This window comes from Xanthomonas sp. NCPPB 1132, from assembly GCF_056629235.1.
In genome coordinates this window covers 4650964-4663768 of sequence record NZ_CM152819.1, presented here as the reverse complement: position 1 = coordinate 4663768, position 12805 = coordinate 4650964, and the positions used below count along the sequence as shown (strand labels likewise).

The 12805-nt window shown below is 69.3% G+C and carries 11 protein-coding genes; 7 read left to right on the top strand and 4 right to left on the bottom strand.

Annotated features, from left to right (window positions below):
* Positions 1–34 precede the first annotated feature (34 nt).
* The 6 genes from AC1G9L_RS20025 to AC1G9L_RS20000 all read left to right on the top strand — a co-directional run bounded on the left by AC1G9L_RS20025 (position 35) and on the right by AC1G9L_RS20000 (position 7449).
* Positions 35–367 carry a hypothetical protein gene (locus AC1G9L_RS20025; protein WP_481069809.1) on the top strand — a complete coding sequence of 111 codons (333 nt, stop codon included), beginning with the start codon at positions 35–37 and terminating at the stop codon, positions 365–367.
* A 67-nt stretch (positions 368–434) separates the two neighbouring features.
* Positions 435–2573, top strand: coding sequence for an ATP-dependent DNA helicase DinG (gene dinG, locus AC1G9L_RS20020; RefSeq protein ID WP_019799421.1), 2139 nt, complete (start codon positions 435–437; stop codon positions 2571–2573).
* Positions 2574–2698: 125 nt separating this feature from the next.
* Complete coding sequence (locus tag AC1G9L_RS20015) at positions 2699–3196, top strand: hypothetical protein (RefSeq protein WP_234006623.1); 498 nt, start codon at positions 2699–2701, stop codon at positions 3194–3196.
* Positions 3197–3501: 305 nt separating this feature from the next.
* Complete coding sequence (gene katB / locus AC1G9L_RS20010; protein WP_481069808.1) at positions 3502–5025, top strand: catalase KatB; 1524 nt, start codon at positions 3502–3504, stop codon at positions 5023–5025.
* Between the two features lie 64 nt (positions 5026–5089).
* On the top strand, positions 5090–5647 hold the full coding sequence (locus tag AC1G9L_RS20005) for an ankyrin repeat domain-containing protein (RefSeq protein WP_481069807.1): 558 nt from the start codon (positions 5090–5092) through the stop codon (positions 5645–5647).
* Positions 5648–5880: 233 nt separating this feature from the next.
* Entirely contained in the window at positions 5881–7449 is a 1569-nt protein-coding gene (locus AC1G9L_RS20000; protein ID WP_019800553.1) for an SDR family NAD(P)-dependent oxidoreductase, read from the top strand.
* 94 nt (positions 7450–7543) lie between these two features.
* On the opposite strand, the gene AC1G9L_RS19995 is transcribed toward AC1G9L_RS20000, so the two are convergent.
* The 3 genes from AC1G9L_RS19995 to AC1G9L_RS19985 all read right to left on the bottom strand — a co-directional run bounded on the left by AC1G9L_RS19995 (position 7544) and on the right by AC1G9L_RS19985 (position 9220).
* Complete coding sequence (locus AC1G9L_RS19995) at positions 7544–8074, bottom strand: hypothetical protein (protein ID WP_481069806.1); 531 nt, start codon at positions 8072–8074, stop codon at positions 7544–7546.
* Positions 8075–8189: 115 nt separating this feature from the next.
* Positions 8190–8612, bottom strand: a complete 423-nt coding sequence (locus AC1G9L_RS19990; protein ID WP_019800555.1) for a hypothetical protein — start codon at positions 8610–8612, stop codon at positions 8190–8192.
* Between the two features lie 140 nt (positions 8613–8752).
* Positions 8753–9220 (bottom strand): YfcE family phosphodiesterase, encoded by a 468-nt coding sequence (locus tag AC1G9L_RS19985; RefSeq protein ID WP_019800556.1) that lies wholly within the window; start codon positions 9218–9220, stop codon positions 8753–8755.
* Positions 9221–9593: 373 nt separating this feature from the next.
* Here AC1G9L_RS19985 and tcuC point away from each other — a divergent pair, with 373 nt between their 5' ends.
* Entirely contained in the window at positions 9594–10901 is a 1308-nt protein-coding gene (tcuC, locus tag AC1G9L_RS19980; protein WP_019800557.1) for a tricarballylate/proton symporter TcuC, read from the top strand.
* Between the two features lie 67 nt (positions 10902–10968).
* On the opposite strand, the gene acpA is transcribed toward tcuC, so the two are convergent.
* On the bottom strand, positions 10969–12690 hold the full coding sequence (acpA, locus tag AC1G9L_RS19975; protein WP_019801956.1) for an acid phosphatase: 1722 nt from the start codon (positions 12688–12690) through the stop codon (positions 10969–10971).
* Positions 12691–12805 lie beyond the last annotated feature (115 nt).

The window sequence follows — 12805 nt, the reverse complement described above, 5'->3', positions numbered from 1 at the left end:
GATGCTGGCAACGGGGCTGCACCCGCTTCTGGACATGAGCGTACTGACCGGCGCGCTCGGCTTGCTGGCGCGCCTGTTGCTGCCGCTGATCGCCCTGCTGCTGCTCCCGCGGCTGGCGCCGGGCCGCGCGCGCACCCTGGCCCGGCTCGGGCTGACGGTGTTGCTGATGGACGCGATCCTGCCGCGCCTGTTGAACGCGGTGCTGGGCTCGGTGGCGCTGCTGTCTCCGCAGTTCCGCGGCGTCCATCCGGACGCTTCCGCGCTGGTGCATCTGCTGGACGATGCGCTGTACGTGGCCGGCCTGGCGTTGCTGCTGCGCGCGTTGTGGCTGGCGCTGCCGCGCAAGGCCGCGCCGCCGCTGCCATAGCGCGGCGCGCAGCACCGTTCAGTTCCCGCGTTTCAGTCCCTGCGACGGGACGTGAGAAAATGCCGGGATGACCGATTCCGCTTCGCCGTCGACGCCGCCCGCGTCCGGCCCGTCCCCGCGCCAGCTCACCGAACCGGTCAAGCTGGCGATCCGCGATGCCTACGCCAAGCTGCAGGCCAACACGCCGGGCTTTCGCGTGCGTCGTGCGCAGAGCCAGATGATCGGCGTGGTCTCGCGCGCGCTGGGCACCTCCGGCGGGGTGGGCGTGGCCGAGGCGCCCACCGGCGTCGGCAAGAGCCTGGGCTATCTGACCGCCGGCGTGCCGATCGCCCTGGCCAGCAAGAAGAAGCTGGTGATCAGCACCGGCACGGTGGCGTTGCAGTCGCAGCTGGTCGAACGCGACATCCCGGCCTTCCTCAAGGCCACCGGGCTGGAGGCCACGGTGGCGCTGGCCAAGGGCCGCACCCGTTACCTGTGCACGCGCAACGTCGCCGAGCTGCATGGCGAGGCCGCGCAGGACAGCATGTTCGAGGACGAGGCGCCGCTGTACGACCGTCCGCTGAGCCCGGCCGAGGCCGAGCAGGCGCGGGCGCTGGCCAAGGCCTACGCCGACCGGACCTGGAACGGCGATCTGGATGCCGCGCCGGAGCCGGTGCCGCCGTCGCTGCGCGCGCGCATCACCACCAATGCGGCCGGCTGCGCCGGGCGGCGCTGTTCGTTCGCGGTGCAGTGTCCGGTGCTGAAGGCGCGCAGCGAGGTGCGCGATGCGCAGATCGTGGTGACCAACCATGCCCTGCTGCTGTCGGCGCTGTCGCTGGGCGACAGCGACAACGGCCAGCCGCTGATCGCGCCGCCGTCGGACATGCTGCTGGTGCTCGACGAAGGCCACCATATCGCCGGCGTGGCCATCGACCAGGGCGCGGCGAACCTGCCGCTGGACGAGATGGCGCGGCGCACCGGCCGCCTGCAGGCGCTGGTCGGCGCCGCCTACCGGCTCGCCGACAAGGACCGCATCGGCAATCAGTTGCCCAACGAGGCGGTCGAACTCGCCGCGCGGGTGGCCAAGGGCCTGAAGGCGTTCCGCGCCGAGATCGAACGGGTGTGGGTGCCGGAGCCGGGCCAGGACGAGCCGATGTGGCGCGCGCCCAATGGCCGCCTGCCCGAGGACTGGAAGCCGCTGATCGATGCGCAGGCGCAGGACACCGGGGCGCTGCTGAACTGGGTGCAGGCCGCGCACCAGATGGCGGCCAAGTCCAAGCAGGAGGACGCGGCCAAGGAGCGCCTGCAGCGCAACCTGGGCATGGCCCTGGAGATGGTCGAGCAGCAGTACGCGCTGTGGCTGGGCTGGCGCCGCGAGGACCAGGACGGGCAGCCGCCGATGGCGCGCTGGATCACCGCCTCGCGCGATGCCGACCTGATCTGCCATTGCTCGCCGGTGTCGGCCGCGCAGGTGCTGCGCTCGCTGCTGTGGAGCGAGGTGGACGCGGCGGTGCTGACCTCGGCCACGCTCACCGGCGGCGGCGATTTCCAGGCGCTGGCGATCGACAACGGCCTGCCCGCGCACGCGGAGATGGTGTCGCTGTCCTCGCCGTTCGACCTGCCCAACCAGGCCGAACTGATCGTGCCGGCGTTCCCGGTGGCACCGGACGACCGCGAGGGCCATCCGCGCGAAGTGGCGCGCTACCTGGTGCGCGAGCTGGACTGGGGCAAGGGCTCGATCGTGCTGTTCACCTCGCGCTGGAAGATGCTCAAGGTGGCCGACCTGCTGCCGATCGCGCAGCGCAACCGCGTGCTGGTGCAGGGCGACGGTTCCAAGTCGCAGATGATCGGCGAGCACATGCGCCGCATCGCCGCCGGCGAGGGCTCGGTGCTGTTCGGCCTCAATTCCTTCGGCGAAGGCCTGGACCTGCCGGGCGAGGCCTGCACCACGGTGGTCATCACCCAGGTGCCGTTCGCGGTGCCGACCGATCCGCAGACCGCCACGCTCGGCGAGTGGTTCGAGAGCCGCGGCCTCAACGCCTTCAACCTGATTGCGGTACCGCACGCGCTGCGCACCCTGACCCAGTTCGCCGGCCGCCTGATCCGCACCGCCGACGACCACGGCCGCGTGATCATTCTCGATTCGCGGCTGCTGACCAAGCGCTACGGCAAGCGCATCATCGATGCGTTGCCGCCGTTCAAGCGGGTGATCGGTCAGCGGATGTGACGTCCGTTGGGCTGCCGATGTGACGCCGTGCGCCAAGCCGGCATCGCATGCGTGGGAACCCATAAGCACGCGGACAGGTCGCGCGCACTGGTCTAGTATCGCGGGCGACAGGGGGAAACATCATCATGCGAATCGCCACACGCTGGGCGTTCGGAGCGGCGTTGTGCGTGCTGACCAGCATCGCCGCGGCGGGTCCGATCGGTGCACCGACAGATGACGCTGCCGCGGCAGCGCCGGCCAATCCGGCCTATCGCACGCAACTGCTGCAGTTGATCAGCGACGACGCGCAGGCACGCGCCGATCTCAAGCGGGACTACTCGCCGCAGCGGCTGCAGCACGACACCGTATCGCTGCGCGCGTATGCACGCGAGGTGCGCATGGCGCAGAAGCAAAGCCAGGAGCGCCTGACCGATCTGATCCGGCGCCAGGGCTTTCCCGATACGCAGGCGGTCGGCGCCGAGACGGCGCACGCGGTGTTCCTGATCGCCCAGCGCATCAACGAGCCTGGCTTTCGCGCCGATTTCCAGCGCGGCATCGATGCGGCCGTGCAACGCGCCGCCTACAGCCAAGCCGATCAGGCACTGTTCGCCGATCGCAGCCGCGCGCTGAGCGCCAAGCGCTAGCGTCCGCCATCGCGGCGATACGCGGGGTACATCGCGCCGCGGTGCGCTCGCGGCTGCATCGCCAGGCATCGCCGCTGCCGCTGGCACGCGCGCGCGTCTACATTTTGCGGTCGATCTGCAGCTGCATCGTCGTCGGGTGACGCTGCGACGGCGCTGCAGCTGCAACGGATTGCGCGCTCTACCAATGGTCGCGATCACGGTGCGCGGGAGCGATTGGCCGCGTCGATGGCATCGATCGCAAGGAACGAATGTTCTGCGCGTCGCACTCCCGCCATGCTGCAGCTCCCTTCACGCGAGCCGACGCCATGCGCCCTGGATCCTTGTTGTTGCTTGTCCTGTTGTCGCCTTCCCTGATCCTGTCGGCCAGTGCCGCACAGTCCACGCTCACCCGCGACAACGGTGCGCCGGTGGGCGACAACCAGAACTCGCAGACCGCCGGGCCCAATGGCCCGACGCTGCTGCAGGACGTGCAACTGATCCAGAAGCTGCAGCGTTTCGACCGCGAGCGCATCCCCGAGCGCGTGGTGCACGCGCGCGGCACCGGCGTGCATGGCGAGTTCACCGCCACCGCCGACATCTCCGAGCTGAGCAAGGCCAAGGTGTTCGCGCCGGGTACGACCACGCCGGTGTTCGTGCGTTTCTCCTCGGTGGTGCACGGCAACCACTCGCCGGAGACGCTGCGCGACCCGCACGGCTTCGCCACCAAGTTCTACACCAGCGAAGGCAACTGGGACCTGGTGGGCAACAACTTCCCCACCTTCTTCATCCGCGATGCGATCAAGTTCCCGGACATGGTGCATGCGTTCAAGCCGGACCCGCGCACCAATCTCGACGACGATGCGCGCCGCTTCGATTTCTTCTCGCACGTGCCCGAGGCGACCCGCACCCTGACCCTGCTGTACTCCAACGAAGGCACGCCGGCCGGCTATCGCTTCATGGACGGCAACGGCGTGCATGCCTACAAGCTGGTCAACGCGCAGGGCCAGGTGCACTACGTCAAGTTCCACTGGAAGAGCCTGCAGGGCCTCAAGAACCTGGATCCGCAGCAGGTGGTGGCGGTGCAGGGCAAGGACTACAGCCACCTGACCAACGACCTGGTCGGCGCGATCAAGCGCGGCGACTATCCGAAGTGGGACCTGTACATCCAGGTGCTCGCGCCCGAGGACCTGGCCAAGTTCGATTTCGATCCGCTGGATGCCACCAAGATCTGGCCGGGCGTGCCCGAGCGCAAGATCGGGCAGATGGTGCTGAACAGGAACGTGGACAACTTCTTCCAGGAGACCGAGCAGGTGGCGATGGCGCCGGCCAACCTGGTGCCGGGCATCGAGCCGTCGGAGGACCGCCTGTTGCAGGGGCGCATCTTCTCCTACGCCGACACCCAGCTGTACCGCGTCGGCACCAATGGCCTGAGCCTGCCGGTGAACCGGCCGCGCGTGGCGGTGAACAACGGCAACCAGGACGGCGCGATGAACGCCGGCAGCACCAGCAGCGGCGTGAACTACGAGCCGAGCCGGCTCAGCCCGCGTCCGCAGGATCCGAACGCGCGCTACAGCCAGTTGCCGCTGTCCGGCACCACCCAGCAGGCCAGGATCGCGCGCGAGCAGAACTTCAAGCAGGCCGGCGAGCTGTTCCGCAGCTACAGCAAGAAGGAGCAGCAGGACCTGATCCAGAGCTTCGGCGAATCGCTGGCCGGTACCGATGACGCGAGCAAGCACATCATGCTCTCGTTCCTGTACAAGGCCGACCCGGCCTACGGCAGCGGCGTGGCGCGGGTGGCCAAGGGCGACCTGGCGCGGGTCAAGCAACTGGCCGCGCAGTTGCAGGATTGATGCGTCCCACGCGCGGCCCGGCGGCGCTATCGCCGCGCCGCGCACTTTCTTGCGGAGACTCCCCATGCGTCGTGTTGTCCTCTTCCTTCTTGGCCTTGCGGTCAGTGCCACGGCGGCCGCTGCACAGGCCGCGCCTGCGGCGCCCGATCCGGCGGCGGTGCAGGCGCAGTTGCGCACCTATTTCTTCGATGCCGCGCGGCAGGGCCGGCAGGACATGCTGGCCGAGTTCATCCGTGCCCATTACGACCTCGATACCCGCGACGACAAGGGCTACACCGCGCTGATCCTGGCCGCCTATCACGGCCAGCAGACGGCGGTGGAACAGTTGCTGCGCGCCGGTGCCGACCCCTGCGCGCAGGACAAGCGCGGCAACACCGCGCTGATGGGCGCGATCTTCAAGGGCGAGCTGAGCATCGCCAAGCGGCTGATGCAGGCCGATTGCGCGCCGGACCAGCGCAACAACGCCGGACAGACCGCAGCGATGTACGCGGCGCTGTTCCAGCGCACCGAGGTGCTGAAGGAGCTCGCCGCCAAGGGCGCCGACATGCAGGCCAGGGATGCGCAGGGCAACGACGTGGCCAAGCTGCAGCGCGGCGAGTTCGCGACCGCACCGGCACGCTGAGCGGCCCGGCCCGCCTCCGGGGCGGGGTGTCGGGCACGGCGATCGCACCGCGCGTGGATCGCAGGCCGCGGATCGGCGAAAATGCCGGGGTGGCCGGTTCCTCCGGCCCGCCGCGGCCCGTGCCGCTGCCGTTCCCGCTTCGGCGGGCGGTGGCGCATCCGGGTCGCGTGCTGCCCTGTCGGCGTCGTGCCGGCGCTCTGCCGCGGCCCGCCGTCGCCCATCCCGGATCTGTCTTGAACGCCACTGCCTCTGTTTCTCCCGACGACCTGCCCCTGGCCGAGCGCCTGCGCATTGCCCTGGACCTGCTCGAGGCCATCGCCGCCGATCGGCGCGTGCTCGATACCCTGCCGGAGGCCGAGCGCGTGCGCCTGCTGCAGGTGGTCGCCCAGGTCTTCAATCCCGAGCCCAAGGCGCGGCGCAAGCTGCTCAAGGAGCAGGCGCGCGAGCGCCACCAGGAGAAGGTGCGCAAGGCCGAGGAACTGCTGGCGCAGACCGGCATCCGCGCGCTGCGGCGCAAGCCGGTGTTCAGTACGCCCAACTATTTCCCGCCGCACACGCCCGAAGCGCTGATCCACGCGCAGGCCGCGGCGGCCGAGCCGGCTGCGCACTCGCCCGAATTGCGCCACTGCTACGTGTGCAAGCAGAAGTACACCGAGCTGCATCACTTCTACGACCAGATGTGCCCGCCCTGCGCCGAGTTGAACTACTTCAAGCGCACCGAGACCGCAGACCTACGCGGGCGCGTGGCGCTGCTCACCGGCGGCCGGGTCAAGATCGGCTACCAGGCCGGGCTCAAGCTGCTGCGCGCCGGCGCCGAGTTGATCGTGACCACGCGCTTCCCGCGTGACTCGGCCGCGCGCTACGCGCAGGAGCCGGATTTCGCCGAGTGGGGTCACCGCCTGCAGGTGTACGGGCTGGACCTGCGCCACACGCCCAGCGTAGAGGCGTTCTGCAGCGAACTGCTGGCGACCCGCACGCGCCTGGATTTCATCGTCAACAACGCCTGCCAGACCGTGCGCCGGCCGCCGCAGTTCTACGCGCACATGCTGGCCGGCGAAACCGCCGCGCTGCACGACCTGCCCGAGCACGTGCGCCGGCTGGTGGGCCAGTACGAAGGCCTGCGCGGCCCCGACCTGCTGCCGGCTGGTGGCACGTTGCCGGCCGTAGCCGGCAATGGACGCGCCGGTGCCGACGGCCTGCTGCGCGCCGCCGAACTGTCGCAGGTGCCGCTGCTGGCCGACGACCTGCTCGCCCAGCAGCACCTGTTACCGGAAGGGCGCCTGGACCAGGACCTGCAGCAGGTGGACCTGCGCGGGCGCAACTCCTGGCGCCTGCTGCTGGACGAAGTGTCCTCGGTGGAACTGCTGGAGACGCAACTGGTCAACGCGGTCGCGCCGTTCGTCCTCAACGCGCGGCTCAAGCCGCTGATGCTGCGCACGCCCGAGCGCGACAAGCACATCGTCAACGTGTCGGCGATGGAGGGGCAGTTCTACCGCAACTTCAAGACCACCCGGCATCCGCACACCAACATGGCCAAGGCCGCGTTGAACATGATGACCCGCACCTCGGCGGCCGATTATCAGAACGACGGCATCCACATGAACAGCGTGGACACCGGCTGGGTCACCGACGAGGATCCGGCCGAGATCGCCGCGCGCAAGGTGCAGGAAGAGCGCTTCCATCCGCCGCTGGACATCGTCGACGGCGCCGCGCGCATCGTCGATCCGATCATCCACGGCTTCAACACCGGCGAGCACGTGTGGGGCCAGTTCCTCAAGGACTACGCGCCGACGGACTGGTGAGAGGCGGCGCGGGAGCGGACTGCAGCAACGCGTCCGCTTCCATGTTCCGACGATCGCCGCGGCCATGCCGGCAGCGTTGTCGTGCTTGCGGATGTCAGTCGCCGGCGACCACACGCTGCATGGTGCCGCTGTAGCCCCAGGCGAATTGATACCACTGATCGGTCGGGGGAACGTCGAGATTGTTCACCGTGCGCTGCCAGTAGACGATCATCTCGTCCTTGGAGGTCCGCGCAAGCGTGAACGACGACGACTCGACCCAGACGCCGTCCTCATCGCGTCCCGAGGTGGTGCTGTAGATGAGCGCGTGTGGGCCGGAATTGCGCATGCGGAACTGCCCCGGCTTCATTTCCTGCCACGTTCCCCTGACCAGGTTGTACACGCGCACGTGCCAGCGCGAAACCACGAAGCGAAAACGCATGGGGAAGCCTGCGCTATCCACGTAATGCGGCGCGTCGAATCCGTCGAGCACGCCTTCCCATCTGCCTTGGAAGTCGAATCTGGCATCGATCGCGTGGTCCAGGACGGGGCGTGGCCGATACGTGTAGAGCGGTGCGGTGATGGTGGTGCAGGAGCTCGTCAGCAGGCACAACGCAAGCGCAACGGTCCAGGGTCTACATGCTTTCATGGCACATGGCATCCGATTCGATCGGCCAGCAGCCGGTTCGACATGGTGGGTGTGTAATAGACGCATCCGGATCGGGAAGATCGGGCGATGCGCTGGAAGTGTTGCTCGACGCCGCTCAACGGGATGGATCGGAGGCGGCGGTCGCCTCGTCTTGGTCACGTTCGCGGCCCCAGAACTCGACCATGATGGTCATCATGGTCCACACGATCAGCGTCGGCTGCACCTTGTCCGGCAGCAGTGCCTGGCCCTTGAGCATCACGTCGGTCACCTTCGGTAGCGCCAGCACCATCAGCAGGGTGTAGATCGCGTACGCCACCCGGTGGCGGCTGCTGGAAATGAACAGGATCGAGATGACCAGGCTGGCGAGCACGCCCAGGACCACACCGAACTGCCAGGCGTTGAGGTGTTCGGTGCCGGTGAGCACCAGGCCCAGGACGGCGCCGAAGAACATGTTCAGGCCGTTGAGATTGGCCTGGTACTCGTCCTTGGTCATGCGCCCGAGGCCGACCTTGCCGAACACGTTCCATCCCTTGCGCATGCTTGCTCCCCTTCGCGCTGTCGCATCCTGGCGCCGCCACGCCTATCCGCTGGCCGCGCGCCTCCCCGCGCCCACTGTAGCGAAGATCGCGCGCGTTCGTCGCCTGCCCGCCGCGAGCGTGGGGAATGCGGGTGCGTGCGCTAGCCCAGGGTCTGCAACTCGCCGCGTGGGCCGTCTGGTGTCAGGTACAGATGCCCGATGCCGATCGGCAGGCGGAAGCGACGCGGCCCGGCGCTGCCGGGATTGAGGTAGAGCACGCCATCGCGGGTTTGCAGCGACGGCGTGTGCGAGTGGCCGCTGATCACCACGTCCACGCCGTCGGCGACGTGGTCCAGTGTCTTCAGGTCGTGGCGCACGTGCAGGCGCACGCCGTCGATGTCCAGGTCCAGGGTCTCGGGCAGTGCCTGTGCCCACGGCGCTGTATCGATGTTGCCGCGGATCGCGTGCAGCGGCGCCAGCGCCCGCAGCGCCTCCAGCACCTCCGCTTTGCCGATGTCGCCGGCATGCACGATGGCGGCACAGCCGCGCAGCGCCTCCAGTGCCTCGGGCCGCAGCAGGCCATGGGTGTCGGCGATGACGCCGAGATGCAGCGGTCGAACGGGACGCATCGGTGTTGCTTCCTGGGGCATGACCAGCGTGCAGCCTACCGATTCGGAAGTGCTGGTGTGGTCGACATAAGCGTGCGCGCCAGATTCGGCGGAGGTGGCCGCGCCAAGCATCGTGCGCGGATGTGCGGGGTGGATCAACGCCGGTATCGGCACCTGGGCGCATCGCCGGCACGTCGCAGTGCATCCCGGCGTTGCAACAGCGAGTGTCCAGGAACCGCGCCCTCGGACCGCCTTGCATTAACCCGCACGTAGCGGCGCGCGGCTCCATGGCGGCATGCGCACGCGTCGTGTTGTACCGTTGCCACGCGCGCCGCCCACGCTGTCGTACCGCATCGCAACGCGGCGCCGTTTCTTCTCCAGCAGACTTCGACCGATGACCGCTCCCGCACCATCCCCAGCCGCCGCCGATGCCGCGCCGCACGGCGCCGCCGCCGTGTTCCGCGTGGTCACCGGCAACTTCCTCGAGATGTACGACTTCATGGTCTATGGCTTCTATGCCACGGCCATCGGCCATGCGTTCTTCCCGGCGAAAAGCGCGTTCGCCTCGCTGATGCTGTCGCTGGCCACGTTCGGCGCCGGTTTCCTGATGCGGCCGATCGGCGCGCTGGTGCTGGGCGGTTATATCGACCGGCACGGCCGCCGCAAGGGCCTGATCCTGACCCTGGGGTTGATGTCGGCGGGCGTGCTGCTGATCGCCTTCGTGCCCGGCTACGGCACCATCGGCGTGCTGGCGCCGGTGTTGGTACTGCTTGGCCGCCTGCTGCAGGGCTTTTCCGCCGGCGCGGAGCTGGGCGGCGTGTCGGTGTATCTGGCCGAGATCGCCACGCCGGGCCGGCGCGGCTTCTACGTGGCCTGGCAGTCGGCCAGCCAGCAGGTGGCGGTGGTGTTCGCCGCTGCGCTCGGCGTGGCCCTGCATGCGCTGCTGTCCGACAGCGTGATGGACAGCTGGGGCTGGCGTGTGCCGTTCGCCATCGGCAGCCTGATCGTGCCGCTGATCTTCCTGATCCGCCGCTCGCTGCAGGAAACCCCGGAGTTCGCCGCGCGCCAGGCGCCGGACCTGGCCGGCATCGCGCGCTCGCTGCGCGCCAATGTCGGCTTGATCCTGGCCGGCGTGGGCATGGTGATGATGACCACCGTGTCGTTCTACCTGATCACCGCCTACATGCCGACCTACGGCCGTGCCGAGCTGCACCTGAGCGAGCTGGACAGCCTGGTGGTGACCGGCTGCATCGGCCTGTCCAACTTCGTGTGGCTGCCGGTGATGGGCGCGCTGAGCGATCGCATCGGCCGCAAGCCCCTGCTGGTGTTCGCCAGCGTGGCGATGCTGCTGACGGTGTGGCCGGCGCTGCAGTGGCTGGTCGACGCGCCCTCGTTCGGGCGGCTGCTGCTGGTCGGCGAGTGGCTGTCGCTGCTGTACGGCGCCTACAACGGCGCGATGGTGGTGGCGCTGACCGAGGTGATGCCCGCCGAGGTGCGCACCACCGGCTTCTCGCTGGCCTACAGCCTGGCCACCGCCACGATGGGCGGCTTCACCCCGGCGGTGTCCACCTGGCTGATCCACACCACGCACAGCCGCGCGGCGCCGGCACTGTGGTTGTCGCTGGCGGCGCTGATCGGCCTGGTCTGCACCTGGCTGCTGTTCCGCCGCCAGCGCGGCGCCGGCACCTTCCAGGCCGCCTGAGCGCGGCACTGCGTGAGGCAGGGCAGGGCAGCGGCAGTCCGTCGCGCCCTGCGCAGCGCGCGCCGGTCTAACCCAGATCCAGCGCGGCGGTGAGGTCGCCCGGCACCACGCCGCTGGCGGCGTGCATCGCGCGTTCGCGTTCGACCAGGCCCGGCAACGGCTCCAGGCCGAAGCGGCGGGTGATGAAGCGCAGGATCGAGCCGGTGTCGTAGACGCTGTGGTCGACGTGGCCGCGCCTGGCGTGCGGCGACACCACCAGCGCCGGGATGCGCGAACCCGGACCCCAGCGGTCGGCCTTGGGCGGGGCCACGTGATCCCACCAGCCGCCGTTTTCGTCGAAGGTGATGAACACGACGGTCTTCTCCCACAGCGGGCTGGTGCGCAGCGCCTCCACCACCATCGCGATGTGGCGATCCCCGGCGGCCACGTCGGAGTAGCCAGCGTGCATGTTGAGGTTGCCTTGCGGCTTGTAGAACGTCACCGGCGGCAGCGTGCCGGCCTGCACGTCGGCGAGGAAGCGGTTCTCCGGAGCGCTGTCGCCCAGGCCGCCGTCGCGCAGGCGCCGCGCCCGTGCCGGCGTGCCCGGTGCGAGGTTGGCGAAGTAGTTGAACGGCTGGTGGTGGATCTGGAAGTTGGGGCTGCCCGGGAACTCGCTGGTGTCGCCGGTGTCGCCCTTGCCCTGCACCGCCAGCCCCCAGCCACCGGCGTACCAGGCCCAGTCCACACCCTTGGCGTCGAGCGCATCGCCGATATGGCGGTGGGTCTGCGCCGGCAACGTGTTGGGGCTGTTCGGGTCGGCGTAGTCCGGGCGCGTCGGGTCCTGGCTGGTGCTGGGCTGGAACGGCGGGCTCAGGGTGTTGATCGCCCAGAAATCCGGGGTCAGCGCGCCGTTGCGCACGAAGCGCGGCCGGCCGTTGAGTGCGGTGCCCGGCGAATCGTCCTGCACCGCCAGGCGGATCTCGTCGGGCCGGTCGCTGGCCAGCACGCTGATCTGCGTCCGCCCCGGGCTGCTGTCGGCCTTGGGGTAGTACGGCGCCTGCGCGGCGATCAGGTACTGGTGATTGAGGAACGAGCCGCCGAATGCACCCATGAAGAAGTTGTCGCACAGCGTGTACTCGCGGGCCAGGCTCCACAGCCGCAGCGTGGCCGGCGCGTCGGCGTAGTGGCCCATCACCAGGCCGCCGGCGTCGCTCCACGCGGCGAAGCCGTCGTTGCGGCCGCCATTGATTTGCATCTGGTTCTCGTAGAAGCGATGCACCAGGTCGCGGGTCACGATGCCGTGCGGCAGCAACTGACCGTCGGGCGTGCGCAGCGCGAACGGCGCGTTGGGCAGCGGCCCGATCGCGTCCTCGCCGATCTTGTAACGGCGGTGCGCCACCACCTGTTCGTCCGGCGCCAGCCCGCCCCAGATCGGCGGCAGGATATCGAGCACGCTGCCGTCGCGGTCCACCTGCCGCGCCTGCGCCGGCGTCACCTTGGACAGCGGCTGCTGCAGTCCGGGGAACTCCGGGAACAGGTTGTTGAAGCTGCGGTTCTCGGCGTAGATCACCACCACGTGCTCGATCTTCTGCCGCAGCTGCCGATCCAGTTCCGTCGCCGACAGCGCACGCGCTGGCGCGCGCTTGGCGGTTTCGGCGTGGGCCTCGGCGGGGCCGCCGAGCGCCATTGCGCTGCCGGCCAGCGCCAGGCCGCCGAGCAGGCGTCGGCGTTGCGGGTTTTCGGGGGTGGTGTCGGTGTCGGCGGGCGGGGTGGACGCGGGATCCTGGGGCGGCTTCTTCACGGGGGTCATCGGGCGAGGGAAAAGGCACCCGCCAGTGTGGGCCGCGTGAATGACAAGTCAAAGCCAGCCGGCCCCACTCCGGGGCCAGCGTTCAGCGACCGTATCGCAGGCCGCGTTTCTCGGA